Raw genomic sequence first — 23,571 nt, 5'->3', positions numbered from 1 at the left:
CAGATGTACTTCATATTTCGATTGTAGTAGGCTGGAATGCTTCAAAAGAGTTTGGAAGTGTAAATTACAAATTATAAATACCACCAAGCCTAATACAGGAGTTCAAATTGTAAAGAACTACGTTGAATCAAAACTTGTTTTTGGATGTTAACAGCTTCTTTTTCTCCCGATAATAAAAAAAAATGCCAAGAATTATTCATCTTTATAGACATTATAAGTCATGCCAATGCCATAATTATTTAGATTTGTACGAAGTAAGCCCGATTCTATACCATTTCCTTTTTTAAATTGAACCCAACTATTACCATTAATAAAAACACGTTTAATATACGTGCGATAATCTTCAATCTCATCAGTAAAAGGTAATAAAGGTCTAAAATTAGTAGGTATTTTTACAGTACCATTTTTGCCTTTTATTTCTTTGTATTTTTTGTTAGGTAAGAGTTTCCCTTTTGCATCTGTATAACCAAGAACTTGAAGCGATACGAAAAAGCCGTTTTCTGGAATTATTAAATCATGTTCTGTAACATTGAGCTTAAATTCATCTCCATTTTTTTCTGTAGCTCTAAAAACAATATTTGAGTAGGTGAGTGGTTCGCCTGGAAACCCATTGTCGTTATTATAAAATGTTACTTTAAACAACGTTGAGAAGGCTCTTTTGTCTGCATTACTGCGTTTTCGTTTTTTCCAATCACGTGACTCTAATGTTATAGGAAATAAGATGGATGTAATCTTTTTTAGTTTATCGTCGTCATTAGGAAAAAATACAGCTATTTCACTTTCAATAGTTGGAAGCCAACACTTGTAATAGTCGTCATCTAAATATGGTTTTTGCGTTTGTGTTTTAAATTTACGGTTTACTGTAGTTGTAATAATAACTTCGTCTAAAGCATTCGTTTCTATATCTAAAAAAATAGTTTTAGGAAGGTTTACGGTTGCGATTACTTTTTCTTTAAATCCCAATGCCGAAATATATAGTGAATCTACATCTGGATATAATTTTTTTGTAAAAAAGAAATAGCCTTCATCATCTGCAAAAATACCCTGACCACTACCAAATGAAATGGTAGCATACGAAACAGGATAATTTGTTTCGCTACTAATCACTTTAGTTTGCGCAAAACCACTAGCAACGATACAGGCTATGAATCCTGTGAAATATTTAGTTAATTGATGCAATCCAATTGTCTATTTTAGTTTCTAATAATGCTAGAGGAATACAACCCGATTCTAGTACTTGATTGTGAAATTGAGCAATATCAAACTTATCACCTAATTCTTTTTCAGCTTTAGCACGTAATTCTAATATTTTAAGCTGACCAATTTTATACGATAAGGCTTGTCCTGGATTTGCCATATAACGTTCAATTTCGGAAATGATGCTTGCTTCACTTTCAGCTTCATTTTCAAGCGAATATTTAATGGCTTTTTCACGAGACCATCCTTTAGTATGAATTCCTGTATCAACAACTAATCGAATAGCACGATGCATTTCCATACTTAACATTCCAAAATACTGATATGGATCTGTGTATAAACCTAACTCTTTTCCTAAAGACTCACAGTATAATGCCCAACCTTCTCCATAAGAACTATACCAAAGTGTTTTTCTGAAGTCTGGCAAGTCTTTATTTTCTTGCTGTAATGAAATTTGAAAGTGATGTCCAGGAATGGCTTCATGTAAAAACAAAGCTTCATCGGCAAATACGTTGTATGTTTTGGCATCAGGAATTGGTGTATAAAATATACCTGGTCGAGAACCATCTAAAGCACCTGGATTATATTCTGCACTTGCTGATGCTTCACGAAAAGCTTCAGTACGTCGTACTTCAAAAGCTGTTCTAGGTTTTAAATCAAAAAGCTTTTCAATTTGAGGTTTCATTGTGTTATGAATTTCATTAAAATTGTCAATAACGCTTTTGGGATTGTCATAAGGCATCAACTCTTTATTGGTTCTCACAAAATCGAAAAAAGCGATGATATCACCTTCAAAACCAACTTGTTTTTTAACAGCTTCCATTTCAGATAAAATACGAGCGACTTCTTTTAAGCCTAACTGATGAATTTCATCGGCAGTCATAGAAGTTGTTGTGTATTTTTTTATTTGATGACTATAGTATTCAAGTCCATTTGGCAGGTCAGAAACTCCACTAGTTGTACGTCCATGTTTTAAGTATGTTGTACTCATAAAATCATATAATTTTTTATAAGCAGGAGCAATTTCATTTTTGATTTTTGATTCGTATAATTCGGCTAACTTTGCTTTATCTTTTTCAGGAAATCTTTCAGGAAAGTTTTTAATTGGATTATAAAACAAATGCTCGTCCATATTTGCAGTGGTTAATGCTTTTAACTGCGGAAGCACTTTTACGATCAAAGATTCTGGTAGTACATAACCACGATCAATCCCTTCTTTCATTTTTTCTTCAGCAGAATTCATCCAAAGTAAGTAACCATCAATACGTTTTAGCCAATTTTTGTAGTCTTCAATTGTGTTAAAAGGTTGTGAACTTGATCCACTTGCCAACTGTCCAATTGTTAATTGAAGCGTCCACATTTGGTTGATAGGCATTAAATCTTCATTAAAACTTAAACCTTGAAGAATAATGTCACATTCCCAATTTAAAATTTCTTTACTTAATTGTTGACTTGGAGATAACTCGTTATCACTAAACGAATTCATTTTGGTTTTGTATTTCTGGTAAAACGCTTTAATTTGTTTGGCGTAATCATCAGATAGAAAATTCGGTAAACGATCATTAAATCTAGAATCTCCAGCTGAAGTAGCATTAAGAGGATTTTGTTTTAAACTTGTTTCGTAATAATTACTTAATACTAAGTCGAAAGTATCGTTTTTTGGTGTTTTATTTACAGTTTGAGTGTTTTCTATAGTTTCTTTATCTTTTTTGCATGCTGAAAAGCAAATTGCGATGACAATAAGAGTTATTATTTTTTTCATTTTAAGGCGTTATTTTTCAAAATTAAAAGCTAAAGATACATAATAATGAGGTTAAAAAAGTATAAAAAAACTGCTATCGATTGCATAGCAGTTTTTAAAATTAATTCGTTGATTAAGCCTTATTCTTTATCTAAGTTTTTTGTCATATTGAATCCTAAAAACAATCCTAAACCTGCAAACAGAAATATGGTTCCTGGCATTGCTATTTCAGCATCTACATTTAAGTTCTCTTTTATGATGCCACCAATGATGATTCCTAGTCCTATTCCCATTAATAATAATGCAAAATTAAGAATGAGTACTTTCCATATTGGAGCAGTCTGCTGTCTTCCTCTCATAAAAATTGAAGCATCTGCACCTTTTTCAATGAGAGCCAAACGTTCTTTGTTTCTTGTTGAAAAATATAAGTAGAATACGCTAAAAATAGATCCAAAAATGATTCCGATAATTATTACTTCCATAATGTTGTTTTTTAATTGATTAAATTTATATGTTCTGAGCTTATGACGACAGACATTTCAATCTGGTTACACAATTTTAAAAAAAAAAGTTTTTTATAATATGTTGTAACCATATAATTAGTTGAGTCGTCTTATCTTTAATAATGACCACCAACGATCAAATACTCATCAATCAAATTATTGAAGGCGATACCAATTCATTTACAATATTGGTAGACCGTTATAAAGACTTAGTGTTTACTTTAGCCTTGAGAATGTTGAAGAATAGAGAAGAAGCAGAAGAAGTTGCGCAAGATACGTTTATAAAAACCTATAAGTCGTTGCATAAATTTAAAGGCGATTCGAAATTTTCAACTTGGATTTATAGAGTGGCTTATAATAGTTGCTTAGACAGAATTAAAAAGAACAAAAAGCATCTGAATAATGTTGAAATAAACGAATTTACAGCACATGAAGTTGTTACTATTGATAATGCTCTAGATAAAATGGAGATTAATGAGCGAAAAGAAGCGATACAAAGATGTATTGAAACGTTACCAAGCGAAGACAGTTTTTTATTAACCTTATATTATTTTGATGACTTATCTTTAGATGAAATTTCAAAGATTGTTGGAATTACAGCTAACTCAATAAAAGTGAAATTATTTAGATGTCGAAAAAAATTGGCAACAATTTTAAAATCACATTTAGAACCAGAAACACTCGATTATTATGAAAGAGAACGCAGATAAACATTTAGACGACTTATCACGAAAAGTGATAGGTAAATCAGCAGTTGAAAGTCCGTCGTTTGATTTTACTCAAGCGGTTATGACTCAAATAAATGCACTAGAAGTTTCTAACGCAACCACTTATGTGCCTTTAATATCAAAACGTATTTGGTTATGTATTGGTATTGTAATAGTTTCTGTGCTTGGATATTTACTTTTTGGGGCTTCTGGTACTGACATTAAAGGAATTGAATATTTAAAATTAGATCGCTATGTTAATTTTGAAGTTCCAGCTGTAATCACAGGTTTTAATGTGTCTCAAACGATGTTTTATGTTGCAATATTATTTGGAATTATGCTAGCCATACAAATTTCAATTTTAAAGCATCAATTAGATAAACGCTATAAATAAAACTACTCTTTAAAATGCCAAAATGGAATTTTGCATACTGAATGTTTAACTGTATCTCCATCTTTTATTCGTCTTCTAATCACTTTTAAAAGGTGTTTTCCTTCTTCCAAATCTTTGATGCTTACAAAGGTTTCAAAGCCTAAATCTTTGTGTTTGTTTTCAGATAATATAAACTCTCCATCATAATCTGTACTGTCAATTTTAACAGAGTAGACTTGGTTAAGAGCTTCTAAATATTTGTTTTGTTGGTTTCGTATTGAGGACCAGTTGGTGTTGTTATCTGTAAAAATGATACCACTCCGCAGTCCTCTTTTGTCATTAACAGGTTTCAAATCTGACTTGAAGTTAAATATATTGTCTTCCACATTATCAGTTAACTCGAAAAATACGTTTAAATATGGTGTTGTTATAACTTTGGAAGAAATAGCAAATTCATCTATATGTTCGCTATCACTTAACTGGTCCATATAGTTTAATCTACTCGCTGAGATCTCTGAAGATTGATTGACACCATCAAAATAGTTTGAAGGCTTGTATTTAAAGGACGTTAAAATCAAAATGGAAAGATACACAGGTAAAAGCACGAAACTTAATCGTCTTCCAAATTTATTATCTAAAAAATTATAGACTAAAGGTCTGTATAAAAAAGATAATGTGATAAAACTGAAGACCCAATAGATTGGAAAATAAATCTTAGAAATCCACTTTTTCTTTTTTAGCCAACCTTGGGTGATAAAATCTATAAAAGTAAGTACCATTCCAAATAAAAAGAAAAGAATAAGAATAATACCAATCACAGTTCTAAATGTTTCTGGTAAATTATCGTTTTCTATAATTTTTGCTATAATTAAAACGATGGTAATAATTGTAAAAGTTAAGGCTAGAACGTAGAAGATTAATAAGAATGATACAGCAAAAATAATGCTACAATAGTTTTCTAAAGTCGCTACATATTTGTCAAACGAGCCAACTCTTTTTTTTAGATATTTAGTGAATTTTTCACTGTAGTTTAAGGAGTCGTAATCAATATCTCCAGACACATAACGTAAGCCTAAGGTGCCAATCCAAAGTCCTCTTAATACAACATGTAGTAATAAATTAAAAATTAAGATAGAACAAGATACTAATGCAATACCCAGTATGATTGTTAATACTAACTGTTGTTTTGATTCGGCAATACTAACGGCTTCTTTAATTGGCCCAATAGCTGTTATAAGTCCAAAAATGGCAAAACCAGATATAATTAATTCTAACTGCCAACTTTCTTCTTGTAGTCGTTGTAATAATTTTTTAAATGCTGGATTTTTATAATCAGAACTCATTTAGATTGGATTTGCGATTAAAGATAACCACTTTTATTAAAATAATTTAAGAATTTTGAAACCCTAAGTAGTTTCTTTCGTTATTACTATTGAAAACTAACCAGAACTGAATGTCAAAAACACATCATATTTTAATTGCAAAATGCCAAAAGAACGATGAAAAGGCCATGATGCAAATTTATGATTTATACTGTGATGCCATGTTTAATGTGGCTTGTAGATATTTAAATGATGAAGAGTCGAAGGATGCTATGCAAGAAGGCTTCTTAAAAGCATTTGCAAATATTAATAACTATAAACCAGATTATGCGTTTGGTGCTTGGTTAAAGCGAATTATCATAAATACCTGTTTGGATATTATAAAGAAACGACAAATTGAGTTTTCAGATGTTGAGGTGGAACGCATAGCGATTTTAGACGTTTCAGATTGGCAATTTGATACCAGCATTTCTAAAGTAGATATTTTGAAAGCTATTGAAAAACTAAAACCTAAATATAAAATTGTTGTCAATTTATATCTCGCGGAAGGTTATGATCACGAGGAAATCTCAAACATTTTAGATATTCCGATAAAGACGTCAAGAACACATTTGAGACGAGGTAAATTACAATTACAAAAACTTTTAAAAACAATATACAATGAAGCAAGATATTAGAGACTTATTTAAAGATGAAGAAGCTTCTGAAAAACAATTGCCAGAACATCACAGGAAAGAGTTTTATGATAAGCTTAAAGCTCAAGAAAGCAAACAACCAATATCATGGCTCTGGTTAAAAATTGCTGCGATTTTTATAATTGCATTAACCTTTGGTTTCTTGGTGTTTACAAGTAATTCAGATGCTGTAAAAGTCTCTCCAATTATTGCTCAAATTGAAGCTATAGAAGATAAGTATCTCAAGGATATAGATTTAGAATGGGGAAAATTTGTGGCCATTGCAGAGGATGAGATTTTAGTAGAACGTTTCAAAAAAAAGTTAGCTGAATTGGATAAGGATTATCAAGAAATTTCAGAGCAATTTAAAACCGATTCTAATAATATCATGGTCATTGAAGATTTAGTTAATAATCTGCAAATCAGATTAAAATTACTTAAAGACATCCAATCACAAATCAAATTAATAGATCAAAAAAACGAACACTATGAAAACAGCATTTAAATTAGTGGTAATGATGGTTATTACATCATTATCTGCTTTTGCGCAAAACAGTCCTATTTTAAGTAAGCAATTAATTGCTACAGATAAAACTGAATTAAGTCTTGATATAAGAAATGCTTTTGTTCAATTAGAAACGTCTCCTGATGAACATATTTATATAGACTATGCTATTGATTTTAAAAACTACCGAACAGGTGAAATCAAATCTATTCTAAAAGGTATTACAACAGATGTGATTCAAAATGGTGATGCATATGTGCTGAAAATAGATAGTAAAACAAAAATGTCAAGTAAGGTTTATAATTTAGAAAGTGATTTCGGAATTTCTTTAGATAAAGTCATGCCGACACCAGAATTGACCTATAGGAAGTTCAAAAAATCTAAAGAAAGTTTGTTTGGTAAATTCTTATGGGATGAATCTAAGGCTGAAGTTGTTTTAGAAATGTTTAGAAAATTTAAGGTTGATGGAACAACTGAAAAAGTTGATTTAGATAAGGTGAAATTGTATAATGTTAAGTTTGTTATTAAAGTGCCTCAGCAAATGAAACTCAATTTAAAACTGAAGCAATCTGAAGTAAGATTTAATTATGCCTCTGAAAATAAAATCAATTGTGATGCAGAGAATAGTACCATTAGAAGTTTAGGTTTTACTAACCAATTATCGAGCTTTAAAATGAATAATGGTAGATTTAAAGCGCATCATACATCTGGTGGTAAATATGCCTTTAAGAATTTAAATTCTATCATAATAGGAGCTTTAGATAATGTCGTTATAGATTCTGAGTTTTCTGATTTTAGTATAGGAGAAGTAGGAGAGAATACTAAAATTAATGATTTTAATAGTCAGTTTTGGCTCTATGATTTTAATTCTGAAATGGGTGAATATATAATGAACACAGAGTATTCAAAGATAAATGTATACTATCCTGAAAATACTTCAAATTTTTTGATGATTACAAAAGGATATGCAACAGTTCATTACGTAGATAATACAATTTTTGAAACACCTCCAAGTAAACAAAATAAACCAGTAAAAATGTTGGTCTATGGAAATGATACGCCTTCAGTATTGAATAAAGTTTCTATTAATACGATAAACGGAATTATAAGACTTGGAAAAGATTTTATTGATATACTTGACTAAATTGTTTACATAAAAAATACCTCATGTAAATACCGACCAGGTGTAAATGTAAATGCTCCAGCAATAATTATCGCGCCAAAATAGAGTAATATCATTTTTCGTTTGTGTGATTTTACGTTTCCTTTTTTAATTGCTAAATAAGCTGTAGGAACAGTCCAAAGTGTTAGAACACTAAACAAATGAATCCATCCAAAATGATTCAAAATCCGACCACCAACTGCAGCTGGCATAAAGAGTGTAACAACAGCAGTAAAAAGCATAAGAATCATATAGATCCTTCCTAGCTTTTTATGAATGGGAGTTCCTTTTTTTATGATTAAAAGGAAGCCACCTATAAAAACACAAGGAACTACTGTGTATAAATGTAAAAACATTAAAGTGTTATAATCCATATTGTAATTTAATTAAGTATACAACAGCCAACAGCCAACTAACTAATACCAACGTTTCTTTTTCTTTTTTGAACCTTCACCTTTTCGTCCTTTTTTATATTTACTACCTTGTTTTTTATGAACAATTGGCTTGGCTTTTGGATCTAAAGGATATGGATGATTGTCTTCAACTGGAATTTGTACATTAATCAATTGCTGAATACTCTTCACGTAACTTTTTTCATCTGCAGAACAAAACGAATATGATTTTCCAAAATTACCAGCTCGACCTGTTCTTCCTATACGATGTACATAAGTTTCAGGCACATTAGGTAAATCAAAATTCACAACAGCATCTAATTCATTGATATCAATACCACGTGCTGCAACATCTGTAGCAATCAAAATATTAACTTCTGCATGCTTAAATTTATTAAGAGCTGTTTGTCGTTCACTTTGGGTTCGGTCACCATGAAGACGTTCTGCACTGTAACCGTTTTTAGTTAGTGTGCTTTCTAGTTTGTCAACACCAAATTTTGTGCGTCTAAAAATAAGAATGCGTTTTCCTTTGATTGTATTTCGTAATAAATGCAAACACAGTTCCATTTTATTTCGCTTAGGAACATAATATAAAATCTGACTCACATTTTTTGCTGCTGAAGATGTAGGCGTAACTTCAATGCGTACTGGTGCATTTAAAATTGAGTTTGCTAATTGTTCCACTTTAAAAGGCATGGTTGCAGAAAACAACAAATTCTGTTTCTTTTCAGGACATAAACGTTCTATTTTTTTAACGTCATCTATGAAACCCATATCTAGCATTAAATCGGCTTCATCAAGTACTAAAACCTCTATGTAGTCTAGGTTTAAAACGTCTTGTTTGTGTAAATCCAATAAGCGTCCTGGTGTAGCAACAACGATATCAACACCTTTTTTTAGAATATCGATTTGTGGTTCAATTCCAGCACCTCCAAACACAACAGTCGTTCTTAAATTGGTGTATTTAGAGTAGATTTGGAAGTTTTTTCCAATTTGTGCAGCGAGTTCACGCGTTGGACTTACAACTAAAGCTCTTATTTTTTTTCCTTTTTTTGGAGCATCTTGTTTGTTAAAAAGCAATTGCAAAATAGGCAACGCAAATGCTGCAGTTTTGCCTGTTCCAGTTTGTGCTGAAGCAATGACATCTTTTTTATCAATAACTAAAGGAATGGTTCGCTCTTGAATTAAAGTAGGTTCTGTATAGCCTGCTTCATCAATAGCTTTTACAATAGCTTTATTAAGATTGAGCTCTTTAAAGGACATCTGTTTACATTTCTAGCAAAGGTAATTGTTTTGTTGAGCTTTATACTAATTAATAGTTTAGTACATGCTTTTTACTTTTCTGAGCTTATTTTCCCAAGTTTGAAGGCTGTCTTTATGGTTATTGATGTTTTTAATTACATCTCTCACTAAAGGATTAGATTCGTCAACATTAGAAAAGAACTGCATGTTGTTTTCGAGCTGATTTATTTCGCCTTTAATTTCAGTAATTTTCTTTCTGATATAGTTTTGTTCGTTATCTAAAAGTCGCGTATCATTAGGATTAGATAATGTTTCAAGTTTATTTTCAAACTTCATCATTTCTAATTTCGCTTTATCCATATCTAATTTTCCAAAAAGACCATCAATAACTTTATTGAATTTACCATCAATAAAACGTTTGTTAGATGGAATATGTCCTATAGCTTTCCAAGCATTAATTTGTGTTTTGATTGTTTCAATATCTTTTTCTGGTTTCCCAGAAAGTTCGATGGCTTTAACCGTTTCTAATAAGGTTGATTTTTCTTCAAAAGCTGCCATTTCCTCTTTGCTAGCTGCATTTCGCTCTTCATGCATTCTATCAAAATAATGGTTGCACGCTTTTTTGAATTGCTTCCAAATTTTATCACTATCCTTTCTAGGAACATGCCCAATGCTTTTCCAATCAGACTGTATTTTTTTCATTAAAGACGTTGTCTTGTCAAAATCGTCACTGTCTTTATTTTCTTCAGCTAATTTTATAAGCTCTTGTTTTTTATGAAGATTATCAAACTGATCTTTTTTAAGTGACTTGTAAAATGTATTCTTACTTCTGTTAAAATTTCTAACAGCTGTTTTAAACTTTGTCCATGTAGCATCATTAACTTTAATAGGAACTTTTCCTGCATTAAAGAAATCTTGACGTAATGTTTCAATTGCTTTTATCTTATTTTGCCATGCTTGATGACTCTTTGGCTGATCTTGAGCAATGTCTTCAATTTTAGAAATTATGTCTTCTTTCTTTACCAAATTAACTTCGTGAGCTTTATCTAAATCGGCATAATAAGCTTGACGTTTATCATGAATCGTTTTTGTTGCATTACTAAAACGTTCCCAGACTTCTTCTCTATGTTCTCTACCTACAGGTCCTAATTCTTCTTTCCAAAGTTTATGAAGTACTTGTAATTCTCTAAATGATCTATTGATATTATCATCTGCTGCTAATTCTTCAGCACGTTCAATAATTTTAGTTTTTTTATCGAGATTATGCTTGAAATCCATATCGCGTAAATCACGATTTAAGTGTAAGAAATCGTAAAAAACTTCTACATGGTGATGGTAAGAATTCCATGCATTATTGTAACGGTCTCTAGGAATTGGACCAGCATTTCGCCATTGTTCTTGTAAATCTTTAAAATGTTTATAGGTCGTGTTAATGTTCTCTTCAACGTTAATAAGGCCTTTGATTTCTTCTATGATAGTAAGTCTATTCTCTAAGTTTTGCTTTAAATTAGATTCTAAGGCTTTGTAATATGCATTTAGAGAATTTCGGTATGATTTAAAAGCGTCGTTAAATCGCTTTTTAACTGGAGTTGTGAAATAGAAATCTATAACGTTTCCGCCTTCACTTAAAAACTCTTCTTTCTTTTCTTCAAGGAGTTCACCAAACTTGGAATGAAATTCAGATTTAATCTCATCGACTTGAGATTTTATAGTTTGTATTTTTTGATCTTTTATAAGTGCTTCAAGTTCATCAACCAATTGTTCCATTGTCATGGCATGATAGTCTTTACTTTCAACTTCATGTCGCTCTGCATTGGTTTCATCTTCTGCATCTTCTGCATTGGCTTCATCAATCTCTTCAACATGTGATTCGGCTTTGTCAGAAGTTTCTATAACTGGTTCGCTAACCTCTTCAGTAGCTATGTCTTTGGCTTCTTCAGAAACTACTTCAGTTTCAACAGTAACGTCTTCACTCGTTTCAGTAGTGTCTTCTTTTACAGCTTCGGAAACGTCTATAGTTTCTACAGTTGTACCTTCCGTTTCTATTGTAGATTCAGGTGTCGTTTCAGTTGTTTCAATTGACTCTTTTATTTCTTCGGAAGTTGATGCTTCAGCAACTTTTGATTCCTCAGGAGTTTGAGGTGTTTCTGTAGTATTTAATTCAATCTTTCCATCTGCATCTTGCAGGTTATCGTTCTCAGACATTTTTCAATGTTTTTAATATTAGAAGGCTAAGATACTAATAGGTGGCTGATTTACAAAAAAGATGCTTTATTTAGAAGGGTTATTTGGTTAAATTCCATATTCGCCATGCTTTTTCAGCTTGTAACTCTAGCATTTTAAGTCCGTTGCAAATTTGAGCACCTTGTGTTTTTCCTAGTCTGAGAAACTTTGATTCTTCAGGATTATAGATTAAATCGTACAATAAATGAGCATCGGAAATTCCATCATAGGGAATATTTGGGCAACTATTTACGTTTGGATGTGTGCCAACTGGAGAGCAATTGATTATAATTGTATAGGCCTTTATGTCTGTAATCGTTAAAGTGTCATAGGTGAATTTCACATGAGGTTTGATTGTTCTTGAAACATATTCAAACTTAATATTTTGTTTTTTTAGCGTATATGCTATAGCTTTTGATGCGCCACCAGTACCAAGAATTAAAGCTTTTTTGTGATGCGTCTTCAAAAATGGTTTTATTGAGTTTTTAAATCCATAGCAATCCGTATTATAACCTTTAAGTTTTCCTTTTTGACTTATTGTAATTGTATTTACAGCTCCAATTTTTTTCGCTTTCTTATCCAATTTATCAAGATATGGTATGATTAGTTCTTTATATGGAATGGTAACATTTAGACCCAAAATATCTGGATTGTCTTGTAAAAGTTTAGGGAGCATTGTTATATTTTCAATGTCAAAATTCTCATAAGTAAAAGGTAATTGTTCAGCTTCAAATTTTAATTTGAAATAACCTCTAGAAAATGAATACGATATGTCTTTTCCTAATAATCCTAATCTAGACATGTGTTTGTTTTGTTCGTTGACCATACCATTCAAGAGCTAGTACGATTAAAATTCCAATGATTATATAGCCGATTGCAAAATACGTTTTACTATTTAATTCTGGTATAAAACGTTCGTAGTTTGCTATTATTTTTTCACCTCTTGAATCTAATAAAAAACTGCCATTATCGTGTGTTTTAAATACGGTGTTCTTCCAAGGCCAAACGACACCTAGTGAACCTATAATAAAGCCGATTATAGAAGCAGTAGTAATGCTTTTGAAGTGTTTAAGTACATAGCTTAATACATGAGAAAACGTAACTAATCCTGTAACAGAACCTAATGTGAATACGGTTAAAACTTTTAGAAGCCTTACTCTAATTTCATTTTGAATACAACTAAAATCACCAGTAATAATTTCTGAAAATGTATCGTAGAGTGCATTTACAGAATCTACTAATAATAACACATAATTACCAAGAAGAATTAAAATAAAGGAGCCTGAAAACCCAGGAAGAGTCATGCCAGATACACTAATTATACCGCATAAAAACACAAATAATAAATTGTCGTTTTCCATAGCTGGATCTAAAAAGCTAATGCTAATTCCAAGGATAACTCCAATGCTTAATGCTGTAATACTTTTATAATTCCAGTCTTTAAAATCTTTATTAATGTAATAGATGGAGCCGATTATCATACCGAAGAATAAACTCCAAACATACAGTTCATGGTTTTGTAGAAAGTAATCTAGGATTTTAGAAATACTAAAGTAGCTGATAATCATTCCAGAAAATAGTAGGGCTAAAAAGCGACCATTTATGTAATGGTAAAAACTTTTGAATCGACCATTAAACAATAGTCTAAAGGCTGTTTTGTTGACACGCTGTAGTGAATAAATAAACTCTTCATAAAATCCTGCAACAAATGCAACGACTCCTCCAGAAACACCTGGAACCTTATTAGCAGCTCCCATTCCAAGTCCTTTAATGACCAAAAATAAACGATCTTTAAAGGTTCTTGTCGCTTCCATTAGGCTTTTGGTTTTTTGTTCCCTAAGCTTTCAAGAATTAAAATAGTTGCAAATCCGATAACAATAAAAACAATGGCTAAAAGGATTTGAGAATCTCCACTATATGAAGTTGGTAAGATACTTTCATCTAAAACAGTAACTTCTAATCCTTCAGAATTGATGCGTGTTTTTAAGACGTTTTTCCAAGGCCAAATTTTATTTAATGAACCAATCATGAATCCAGTTAGGATAGCCAAGGTGAGGTTTTTTTGATGCTTAAACATCCAATTAAGAACTTTTGAAAAGACTTTTAATCCAATGATTGCACCTAAGCCTAACATGAAAAAGTTTAGTAAAGCATCTTTCAAAACATCCCAATTACCTGTTGAAACACCTTCAATAAGATTGTTTACGGTATTAATGGCAGTTTCATAAGCGCCAAGAATAAGTAAAATAAAAGCTCCAGAAACGCCTGGTAGAATCATAGCGATTATAGCAATAAAACCACAGAATAACAGGTAAAATGGACTGTCAGGAGACGCAAATGGTTCAGCTAATGTTATGTAGTAAGATAAAATCGTAGTTAAAATAATTGCTATTATAATTTTTGGAGACCAAGTTTTGATTTGTTTACCAATGTATAAAATACTCGCGAGAACTAGTCCGAAAAAGAAAGCCCATAACAAAATTGGTTCATTATGAAGTAGCCATTTTATTAGTTTTGCTAGCGATAGAATGCTGATTGCAATTCCAGAAAATAAGGCGAGTAAAAAACTTCCGTTTATAGATTTCCAAGCGGTTTTAAGTCCTTCTTTTTTCCAAATGTTGAAAACACCTAGATTGATATTGTCTATGCTTTCAATAAGTTCTTCATAAATGCCAGAAATAAATGCAATAGTTCCTCCTGAAACTCCAGGAACTACATCTGCAGCTCCCATGGCTATTCCTTTTAATAATATAAATATGTAATCTTTAAATTGTCTAATCATTTTTACAAATAAGAGGAGTAAAGGTATGAAATAGGAATGACTATTTTGAAACTAAAAAGGAATTGATTTTAAAAAGCAAAACTTGAAAATTGATTATTTCTTAGTTTCAGAAATGAGTTGTTGAACTGATGGTTTTTTTAACACATTAGGAAACAATTCTTCAAGAATGAAATCAAATTCATGGTCAAGCAGTAGTGCATTTTTTAGATGATAATGTCCTTTACTGTTTTCGTGTAAAGTAAAATGTAATCCTGCTAAACGGAATTCGATTTCTGCGGTTTCTGGATAGAATTCTGCAGCTTGAATTAAGTTTAAAATAGAAGCTTCATATTCCCCAATTGCGATAAGGAGATCTGTTCTAGATAACCAAGTTTGAAGTTCGTAATTTCCTAAATCTAATGCTTTCTTATAACCACGTTCTGCTTCTTCTAAAAAATTAAGGCGATGATTAATTTGAGCGTATAGCTTCCAATAAATTACATTTTCTCCATCGATATTTATGGCCTTATTAATATAGAATAGGGCTTTTTGAAAGTTGCGATTTTTGTTATAGAACTTTGTAATTGCAATCCATCCTTTATCTAGTAAAGGGTCTTCATGTACCGTTCTGTAAAAATATTGAACAGCCAAATCGTCTTGACCTAATTTTTCATGACAATGTCCAATTCTAAGTAAGGCAAATGATGTTGGCTCATCTAATGCTAAAGTGATTTTGTAATTTTCTATAGCTTCAGTGTATGATTTTTTCTTTTCTAATACTTTTCCTTTTTCTAGATAAGCTCCAACAAATTTGTCATCAGAAATAATTGCAAAATCAAATGCAGCTAAAGCTTTGTCATAATCTTTTATGGTGAAATATTGACGACCTAACTGATGCCAAGCAACTTCGCAATATGGGTTTTTATCTAAATAGATGTTTAAAAATTCGATAGCTTCATTGTTTTGGTCTAGAAAGTCGTAACAATAAATAATGTTATATAAAGCCGAGTAGTCTTCTAGGTCTAAAGCAAGACATTTTGAGAAATATTCTCTAGCACTTTCAAATTGATCAAGGAATAAATATTCCATTCCTATGAGTGCAAATAAGTCTGTTATACCTTCGTCACCTTGATTGATTTTTAAAGCGATTTTTAAAGTGTCTATTGCTTTTTTGTGTTCATCTTGTTTAGAAAACACACTGGCTTTTTGGATATAGATTTCTTCGTTTGAAGGCTCTACAATATGAATCTCATTTAGTAACTCATCAGCTTCACTAAATTTATTTTCAAGAATAAATATTTCTGATAAAAATAATTTAAGATTTACTGAAGTTGGATGTTGTTCCAAACCTAATTTAATGGCTTTTTTTGCTAAAGCTATTTTGCCACTTTCGAGATAGTGATGAATTATATTTTCAAATTCATTTGAATCAAAGAATAAAACATGATTTGTTTTAAGCATAGATTCAAAGCGTGTAAGCGAAAAATTGTTGTTGTCGTCAGGCTGACTAAACTCCATAAGCAAATTTGGATTAACCGTTATTTAAAATTACTCTTATCAGTTCAAAAACATCATTTTTAGTACCAATCTTTTCAACAAAGTAATTAACAGTTGTAGTTTTGTTTTAATTGATTGACTTTTGAGTGCTGGAGGTCAGAGTGTTGAAGTGTGTTGTGAGTTTTTAATTTCAGATTGAATTTTGTCTAAAATTTGAGTTATTATGAGGCACCCTTTTATGATTTCATCATTTGAAATCGTCAAAGGAGGCGTAATTCTGATTGCTTTTGGTTCAAAAAGTAACCAAAATAAGATTAAACCTTCGTCTTTGGACTTTAAAATAACTTTAGTTGTGATGTCTTCAGAAGGAGTTATTGCAGCTAGCATTAATCCTTTTCCTCTGATTTCTGTAATAAGAGGATGAACTAAATGTTTGCGAATTATTTGTTCTTTTTCGAAGGCTTGAGACATTAAATCAGACTCAGTAATTTCTTTAACTGTTGCTAAAGCTGCTGCTGCAATTACTGGATGACCACCAAAGGTTGTGATGTGTCCTAATTTTGGTTTGTCTTGAAGTGAATCCATCATTGCTTTTGAAGCTGTAAATGCACCAATTGGCATGCCACCTCCAAGACCTTTTCCAGTGACTAAAATATCTGGAATACAATCATAATGTTCAAAACCAAATAACTTTCCTGTTCTACCAAATCCTGGTTGAATCTCGTCAAGAATCAGTAAGGCTCCAACGTTATCACATTGTTGACGCACTTTTTGTAAGTAATTATTTTGAGGTTCAATAAAACCAGCACCACCTTGAATGGTTTCTAAAATAACGGCTGCAGTTTTTGTGGTAATGTTTGATAAATCATCTTCATTATTAAAAGTAATGAATCTTACATCTGGAATAAGTGGTCTGAACGTAGATTTACGTGCTTCAAAACCCATAACACTAAGAGAGCCCATCGTATTGCCATGATAAGCCTGATGTGCTGAAATAATTTCACTTCTTCCAGTGACGCGTCTTGCCAGCTTTAAAGCACCTTCAATTGCTTCAGTTCCAGAATTTGTGAGATAAGTAGTTTCGAGAGGCTTAGGCAAATGCTTTGCGAGTAGTTTAGCTAAATCTACTGCTGGTTCTTGAATATATTCACCATAAACCATAACGTGCAAATACTTGTCTAATTGATTTTTTATGGCTTTAATAACTTTAGGGTGCTTATGTCCTAAACTACATGCAGAAACACCAGCTGCAAAATCTAAATGAGCTTTATTGTTGGTGTCGTAAATGTAAGAACCTTCAGCATGAGAAATAGTCATTGCTAATGGATGCGGTGTAGTTTGTGCTTGATATTTTAAAAAATCATCAAGCATTAGTTCTCTTTTTTTGTCTTATTAATCAAAGGTTTAGGTAGTTTTTGATCTTTTACAGCGTCTCGTTTTGCTTTGATTTGTTTTGTAGACTTCGGTAAATTTCGTTCCGCCTTATTTATATCGTCACTATCTTTTTCTCTTGCAGAGTCCATGCGTTGAAACATGGCTTCATCAAAGAATTCTTCCTCAGGAATAGAGTCATCAAGGCCTTTAATAATCGGAAGTTCAAAAGGAGTATCATCACTAAATAAGTCTTCAATACTATTTGGTCGTTCTTCTTCACGCCAGTCAAAACCTCTAAATTTTCTTGCGTTTTCAGGGAAATCAGATTCAGGATAGATTTCGCCATCAACCTGATTAAAAAGCGTGACAATTTTATAGCCTTCTTCAAATTTCATATTAATTTTTGCCGATTTCGATTTATTGATTCCAATTAAAGAATCTTCATCGTTTCTTGAGTAAAAAATAATTTCAGCATTTTTAATGATATCAATATTATTCAATTCATTATTTTCAAACAAACCTATTAGTCGCTGACCTTTAATTTGATTAAATCCATCTCCAATAGTGTCTTTACTTATAATGAATGCATTATTGAAAACTTTTAATGTATCGAGTTCCTCTTTGACAACATTTGAAATTAAATGAATAGAATCTCCAGTCATTTGATTTCCTAAATTCCAAATTACAGGTTTTCTTTCGATCGCATAATCATCTCCAGTAGAAAAACGTTTTAAATTAATAAGTTGAGTTAAACCACTTTTGTGATCTGCATGAATAGAATCTGCTTTGCCACTCATATCACTTTTGTACATTTTTGCATTATAAAATGCTCTTGTAATGCGATGTTCTGGTTTTCCAGTTATCATTAGAGTGTCAGCATGAATGTAAATGGAATCTTTTTCTTGAACCGTAATTGCTAAAGCACGTTTAGTAATAAAAACAGAATCTTTAGCTCTAAATACTTCAGCATAATGTCCTTTAATAATGCTTTTGTTTATAGTATCAGTTACAACAATATTATTGGTTGCTGATGCAAAACTTCTGCTTCTGTCAAAATAAAGACTGTCACCAATAACTTCTCTATTATTATAATTGATTTTTGAATTTTTAAGAAAATAGCCAGTATCATTATTGGTATTATAAAAACCTCGTTCGCAATATATTTTACTTGAATCTCCAACAATTGTAGAAGGGCCATACAAGTATGAATGTCCTGTGTCAGAATAAAAATCTAGTTGATTAGTGTTGAGCGTATATTCCGGATTCACTAAGACTACATCTTTAAGGAAACGGTATTTGCTATTATTCATATAATAACGACCAACCTGACTAGTGATGGTTCCTGATGAATCTCTTACAACTTTTCCAGTTGTTCTGTAGTAAGCTTCTTGTTTGGTTCTGTCGAAATAAAGCGTGTCTGTTGTTAAAACAGATTGAGGTTCGGTAAGTACAACATCACCAGCTGCAAAAGCCATTTTGGTAATCGCGCTATATTCAACATATTTTGAAGTCATGTTTATCGTGTCTCCTTGTTTCACTATGACATCACTAAACGCTTCTATAAAGTCTTCATTTTGATAATATATGGCTTTATCACACCACATATCTACACCATCATGAACGATATGAATTTGTGCTTGATCACTTCTAACAAATGTGGTTATGTTTTCGCCTTTGAGTGAATCTTTGACTGTAAACCCAGAATATTCAATTTTAATTTTTTTTGGTTTTTGCGAATAGGAATGCAGTGTTGAAAAACAACAGGCAATTAAAAGAATATATCTGAAAACTAGATTCAAGGTGTAATGTTTTGCTCCAAAAATAACTAATATCTCAACGGAATAGTATATGCCTTAACAGATTTTTAATAGAGGTTAATATAGATTATCTGTTGATAGTCTGCGTTCTATCAGGTCCAACTGAAACAATAGTAATAGGGATCTCTAATTCTTTTTCAAGAAAATCAATATAATCATTGAGTTCTTTTGGAAATTGAGATACGGCTCTCATTGTTGTTAAGTCTTCTTTCCAACCTTTAAAATCGGTGTAGATTGGCGTTACATTTTCAGATTCAATATTGAAAGGTAAATGCGAAATCGTTTCTCCTTTGTATTTGTAAGCTGTACATACTTTAAGGGTTTTAAAACCTGAAAGCACATCACCTTTCATCATACTTAATTGTGTTACTCCATTAACTTGGCAAGCATATTTAAGAGCGACTAAATCTAACCAGCCACAACGACGTGGTCGTCCCGTTACTGCACCAAATTCACGACCAATACGAGCCATTTCGGCACCTGTTTCGTCAAATAATTCAGTCGGAAATGGTCCAGAACCAACACGAGTTGTATAAGCTTTAAAGATTCCAAAGACTTCTCCGATTTTATTTGGTGCAACACCTAAACCAGTACAAGCTCCAGAAGCAGTTGTGTTTGAAGACGTTACAAATGGATACGTTCCAAAGTCGATATCTAATAACGACCCTTGAGCACCTTCAGCTAAAATAGGTTTGTCATTTTTTAAAGCTTGGTTTAAATACTCTTCACTATCTATAAATTGTAATTCTTTTAAGCGTTCTACAGCAGCAAAGAATTCTTCTTCCATTTCTTTTAAATCGTATTGAATATCTACATTATAGAATCCAATCATGGCTTCATGCTTATTAGCAAGAGCTCTATATTTTTCTTTCCAATTGTTTAATTCAAGATCACCAATCCTAATTCCATTACGTCCAGTTTTATCCATATAAGTTGGACCAATACCTTTTAGAGTAGAACCAATTTTTGCTTTTCCTTTGGAAGTTTCAGAAGCCGCATCAAGTAAGCGATGCGTTGGTAGAATGACATGAGCTTTTCTTGAGATGATCAAGTTTGATTTATAATCTAATTTGAATTGATCTAAACCATCTAATTCTTGTACAAAAACAACAGGATCAATGACCACTCCGTTTCCAATTACATTGATAGATTCTTTATGAAATATGCCTGAAGGAATTGTTCTTAATACATGTTTGATGCCATCAAATTCTAAAGTGTGACCAGCATTTGGACCACCTTGAAAACGAGCAATAATATTGTATTTTGAGGTGAGTACATCAACAATTTTTCCTTTGCCTTCGTCTCCCCATTGTAATCCTAGTAGTAAATCTACTGCCATTGTATAATCTAGTTAGTTGGTTTATTCTTTGTTCCGTAGAAGTAGAGTGAATGATTCGAAATTGATATATCAAAAACCTCTTCAATGGTCTTTTTTATAGACTGTATTCTAGGATCACAAAATTCAATAACTTCACCTGTATCAGTTAAGATGACGTGGTCATGTTGCTTGTCAAAGTATGATTTTTCATAATGTGCTTGATTTTGTCCAAACTGATGTTTACGAACCAAAGCACATTCAAGAAGAATTTCAATAGTATTATAGAGTGTAGCTCGACTTACACGATAGTTTTTATTTTTCATTTTGATGTATAAAGATTCGATATCAAAATGTTCTACACTATCATAAATTTCTTGAAGAATAGCATAGCGCTCAGGTGTTTTTCTATGACCTTTTTCTTCTAAGAATTTTGTAAAAACGTTCTTTACAATGTCTTGGTTACTCTGTTCTGTATTTGTACTCATAATTTGAGTTGCGAATTTACACAATTATACTCTTGTCACCTTATCTATTCCATTAATTTTTTTAAGGTTATCCATAAGTTTTTTCAACATTGTATTGTTAGTAACTACAACATTTATCTTTCCAGAAAAGATGCCTCCATCAGTATCAAAGTTAATACTTTTCATATTTACGTGCATGTTTGAAGAAATCTCTTTGGTAATATTATTTACCAATCCTAAATTATCGATTCCAGATAAGGTGATTTGTGCTGCAAATTCTTGATGAGACGAATCAATCCATTTGGCTTGCATGATACGATATGCATAATTAGATCGCATACTCAATGCATTTGGACAATTTTTTTTATGAACTTTAATACCTTCATTAATGGTTAAAAAACCAAACACTGGATCTCCAGGAATAGGGTTGCAGCACGTCGAAAGTTTGTAGTCGAGTTTTTCTTCTTCCTTTCCAAAAACAAGCATGTCGTATTTGGCAGTTATTTCCTCTTTGTCAAGATCTGGAGCAACCGAAGGTTTACGAATCTTACTTTTTATGTAAGTCATAAACATATTACTTCTAGAAGCAGCATACTCTTTGAGCATTTTGTTGTCAATAGTACCAATACCAACTCTATAAAATAAATCGAGACTTGTTTTTAGTTTGAAATAGTTCACCATTTCATTAATCGATTTCTCGTCTAAACTAATTTTTAGTTGTTTTAGTTTGCGTCTTAAAATCTCTTTTCCATCTTCGGCAACTTCTTTTTTCTCGTCTTTTAAAGAGGATTTGATTTTGCTTCGAGCTCTTGCTGTAGTAGCGTAATCTAGCCAGTTAGTATTTGGTTTTATGTTTTCGGAAGTTAATATTTCAACTTGGTCACCACTATTAAGCTCATGACTAAGAGGTACTAACTTTCCATTTACTTTTGCGCCACGAGTTTTCATGCCTACTTGTGTATGAACACTAAATGCAAAGTCTAAAGGTGTAGCACCTTTTGGTAGTGACTTTAAATCGCCATTAGGAGTAAATACATAAATCTCTTTTGCGTATAAATTGAGTTTGAATTGTTCTACAAAATCAACAGCATTTGTTTCGTTACTTTCTAATGCTTCTTGTAGTTTGTCAATCCAAGTATCTAATGCATCTTCTGCATTGCCTTGTTTGTATTTGTAATGTGCAGCATAACCTTTTTCAGCTATTTCATTCATACGTTCACTACGAATTTGCACTTCTACCCAGCGTCCTTTTGGACCCATTACTGTGATATGTAAAGCTTCATATCCAGTTGATTTTGGAGATGAAATCCAATCACGTAAGCGGGTTGGATTAGGGGTGAAATGGTCTGTAACGATTGAATATATTTTCCAAGAGAGAAATTTCTCGTTATTTAAATCAGATTTATATATAATTCTAACAGCAAACTTATCATAGACTTCATCAAAATCTACACCTTGTTTTACCATTTTTCGCCTGATGGAATAAATAGATTTTGGTCGACCTTTTATGTCGTAGTTTAAGCCTTCATTGTCTAGTGAATCTACTATTACTTTTGAGAATTCTTTGATGTAATTGTCTTGTTCTTCTTTACTTTCTTGAATTTTCCCAAGAATATCGTTGTAAACATCAGGCTCGGTATATTTTAGTCCTAAGTCTTCAAGTTCTGTCTTAATATTATAAAGTCCGATTCTGTGTGCTAAAGGAGCATAAATGTATAAGGTTTCGGACGCAATTTTTTCTTGCTTATCAGGTCGCATCGAATCCATAGTTTGCATATTATGGAGCCTGTCTGCAATTTTAATAATAATCACACGCACATCATCATTGAGTGTAAGCAGCATCTTTCGAAAATTTTCTGCTTGAGTCGATACGTCTTTATCTTTGTTTAGTGATGAAATTTTTGTGAGTCCGTCAACAATACGAGCAATCGTTTCGCCAAACATTCGTTCGATGTCTGTTAGTGTATAATCTGGATTATCTTCAACAACATCATGAAGTAGAGCAGCTGCAATACAAGTTGCATCTAAGCCTATTTCACTTGCCACAATTCTAGCGACAGCAATAGGATGGAAGATGTAGGCTTCACCAGACTTACGACGTTGCGTTTTATGTGCATCAACGGCTACTTCAAACGCCTGACGAATTAATTTCTTATCAGTGGTTGAGAGTGTTTGGTAGCTTACCTTAAGAAGGTTTTTGTACGCTTTTGCAATCTCTGCATTTTCTTTTTCGATGTCTACTTCTGCCATAAAACTAAAGTAGCAATAAGAAATGTAATGTGCAATGTGTTATGGTAAT

21 protein-coding genes are annotated in these 23,571 nt (G+C 31.9%); 5 read left to right on the top strand and 16 right to left on the bottom strand.

The features are described 5' to 3' along the window. Positions 1-192: 192 nt before the first annotated feature. The 3 genes from MUN68_RS11885 to MUN68_RS11875 form a co-directional block, all read right to left on the bottom strand. Positions 193-1,179, bottom strand: a complete 987-nt coding sequence (locus MUN68_RS11885) for a peptidase associated/transthyretin-like domain-containing protein (protein WP_249996055.1) — start codon at positions 1,177-1,179, stop codon at positions 193-195. Beyond that, on the bottom strand, positions 1,163-2,959 hold the full coding sequence (locus tag MUN68_RS11880) for a DUF885 domain-containing protein (protein WP_249996056.1): 1,797 nt from the start codon (positions 2,957-2,959) through the stop codon (positions 1,163-1,165). The genes MUN68_RS11885 and MUN68_RS11880 overlap by 17 nt, the downstream gene beginning before the upstream one ends. Before the next feature lie 119 nt (positions 2,960-3,078). Next, positions 3,079-3,420 carry a DUF6249 domain-containing protein gene (locus tag MUN68_RS11875; RefSeq protein WP_249996057.1) on the bottom strand — a complete coding sequence of 114 codons (342 nt, stop codon included), beginning with the start codon at positions 3,418-3,420 and terminating at the stop codon, positions 3,079-3,081. Positions 3,421-3,560: 140 nt separating this feature from the next. Here MUN68_RS11875 and MUN68_RS11870 point away from each other — a divergent pair, with 140 nt between their 5' ends. After that, positions 3,561-4,151 carry an RNA polymerase sigma factor gene (locus MUN68_RS11870; protein WP_394357644.1) on the top strand — a complete coding sequence of 197 codons (591 nt, stop codon included), beginning with the start codon at positions 3,561-3,563 and terminating at the stop codon, positions 4,149-4,151. Continuing rightward, positions 4,132-4,542 (top strand): hypothetical protein, encoded by a 411-nt coding sequence (locus MUN68_RS11865; RefSeq protein WP_249996060.1) that lies wholly within the window; start codon positions 4,132-4,134, stop codon positions 4,540-4,542. The genes MUN68_RS11870 and MUN68_RS11865 overlap by 20 nt, the downstream gene beginning before the upstream one ends. A 2-nt stretch (positions 4,543-4,544) precedes the next feature. On the opposite strand, the gene MUN68_RS11860 is transcribed toward MUN68_RS11865, so the two are convergent. Then, entirely contained in the window at positions 4,545-5,864 is a 1,320-nt protein-coding gene (locus MUN68_RS11860) for a hypothetical protein (RefSeq protein WP_249996061.1), read from the bottom strand. Positions 5,865-5,974: 110 nt separating this feature from the next. On the opposite strand from MUN68_RS11860, the gene MUN68_RS11855 reads away from it, so the two are divergent. The 3 genes from MUN68_RS11855 to MUN68_RS11845 are packed head-to-tail and all read left to right on the top strand — an operon-like array spanning position 5,975 to position 8,166. Further along, positions 5,975-6,520 carry an RNA polymerase sigma factor gene (locus MUN68_RS11855; RefSeq protein WP_249996062.1) on the top strand — a complete coding sequence of 182 codons (546 nt, stop codon included), beginning with the start codon at positions 5,975-5,977 and terminating at the stop codon, positions 6,518-6,520. Further along, the gene (locus MUN68_RS11850) at positions 6,504-7,022 is read left to right on the top strand and encodes a hypothetical protein (protein ID WP_249996063.1); all 519 of its coding nucleotides are present in this window, start codon (positions 6,504-6,506) and stop codon (positions 7,020-7,022) included. Before MUN68_RS11855 ends, MUN68_RS11850 begins: the two co-directional genes overlap by 17 nt. Continuing rightward, positions 7,006-8,166 (top strand): hypothetical protein, encoded by a 1,161-nt coding sequence (locus tag MUN68_RS11845; protein WP_249996064.1) that lies wholly within the window; start codon positions 7,006-7,008, stop codon positions 8,164-8,166. Before MUN68_RS11850 ends, MUN68_RS11845 begins: the two co-directional genes overlap by 17 nt. Before the next feature lie 5 nt (positions 8,167-8,171). Here MUN68_RS11845 and MUN68_RS11840 read toward each other — a convergent pair whose 3' ends face one another. The 12 genes from MUN68_RS11840 to MUN68_RS11785 all read right to left on the bottom strand — a co-directional run bounded on the left by MUN68_RS11840 (position 8,172) and on the right by MUN68_RS11785 (position 23,522). After that, positions 8,172-8,558 carry a DUF2306 domain-containing protein gene (locus MUN68_RS11840; protein WP_249996065.1) on the bottom strand — a complete coding sequence of 129 codons (387 nt, stop codon included), beginning with the start codon at positions 8,556-8,558 and terminating at the stop codon, positions 8,172-8,174. 42 nt (positions 8,559-8,600) lie between these two features. Continuing rightward, positions 8,601-9,839, bottom strand: a complete 1,239-nt coding sequence (locus MUN68_RS11835; protein ID WP_249996066.1) for a DEAD/DEAH box helicase — start codon at positions 9,837-9,839, stop codon at positions 8,601-8,603. 57 nt (positions 9,840-9,896) lie between these two features. Next, positions 9,897-12,023, bottom strand: coding sequence for a DUF349 domain-containing protein (locus MUN68_RS11830; RefSeq protein WP_249996067.1), 2,127 nt, complete (start codon positions 12,021-12,023; stop codon positions 9,897-9,899). A 79-nt stretch (positions 12,024-12,102) separates the two neighbouring features. Further along, complete coding sequence (locus MUN68_RS11825; protein WP_249996068.1) at positions 12,103-12,843, bottom strand: shikimate dehydrogenase family protein; 741 nt, start codon at positions 12,841-12,843, stop codon at positions 12,103-12,105. Continuing rightward, positions 12,836-13,855, bottom strand: coding sequence for a DUF368 domain-containing protein (locus tag MUN68_RS11820; protein ID WP_249996069.1), 1,020 nt, complete (start codon positions 13,853-13,855; stop codon positions 12,836-12,838). The genes MUN68_RS11825 and MUN68_RS11820 overlap by 8 nt, the downstream gene beginning before the upstream one ends. Further along, on the bottom strand, positions 13,855-14,823 hold the full coding sequence (locus MUN68_RS11815; protein WP_249996070.1) for a DUF368 domain-containing protein: 969 nt from the start codon (positions 14,821-14,823) through the stop codon (positions 13,855-13,857). Before MUN68_RS11815 ends, MUN68_RS11820 begins: the two co-directional genes overlap by 1 nt. Positions 14,824-14,916: 93 nt before the next feature. Beyond that, positions 14,917-16,320 (bottom strand): tetratricopeptide repeat protein, encoded by a 1,404-nt coding sequence (locus MUN68_RS11810; protein ID WP_249996071.1) that lies wholly within the window; start codon positions 16,318-16,320, stop codon positions 14,917-14,919. A 135-nt stretch (positions 16,321-16,455) separates the two neighbouring features. Then, positions 16,456-17,670: an aspartate aminotransferase family protein gene (locus MUN68_RS11805; RefSeq protein ID WP_249996072.1), complete on the bottom strand. Its 1,215-nt coding sequence runs from the start codon at positions 17,668-17,670 to the stop codon at positions 16,456-16,458. Beyond that, positions 17,670-19,472 (bottom strand): OstA-like protein, encoded by a 1,803-nt coding sequence (locus MUN68_RS11800; protein WP_249996073.1) that lies wholly within the window; start codon positions 19,470-19,472, stop codon positions 17,670-17,672. The genes MUN68_RS11805 and MUN68_RS11800 overlap by 1 nt, the downstream gene beginning before the upstream one ends. A gap of 85 nt (positions 19,473-19,557) precedes the next feature. Next, positions 19,558-20,829, bottom strand: a complete 1,272-nt coding sequence (locus MUN68_RS11795) for an adenylosuccinate synthase (RefSeq protein WP_249996074.1) — start codon at positions 20,827-20,829, stop codon at positions 19,558-19,560. 8 nt (positions 20,830-20,837) lie between these two features. Next, positions 20,838-21,293 carry a Fur family transcriptional regulator gene (locus MUN68_RS11790; RefSeq protein ID WP_249996075.1) on the bottom strand — a complete coding sequence of 152 codons (456 nt, stop codon included), beginning with the start codon at positions 21,291-21,293 and terminating at the stop codon, positions 20,838-20,840. Between the two features lie 24 nt (positions 21,294-21,317). Next, complete coding sequence (locus MUN68_RS11785; protein ID WP_249996076.1) at positions 21,318-23,522, bottom strand: RelA/SpoT family protein; 2,205 nt, start codon at positions 23,520-23,522, stop codon at positions 21,318-21,320. Positions 23,523-23,571 lie beyond the last annotated feature (49 nt).

This window comes from Psychroserpens ponticola (assembly GCF_023556315.2).
In the GTDB taxonomy this organism is placed as follows: Bacteria; Bacteroidota; Bacteroidia; order Flavobacteriales; family Flavobacteriaceae; genus Psychroserpens; species Psychroserpens ponticola.
Note: the sequence above shows the minus strand (reverse complement) of the source record. Positions and strands in the feature narration are given on the sequence as shown.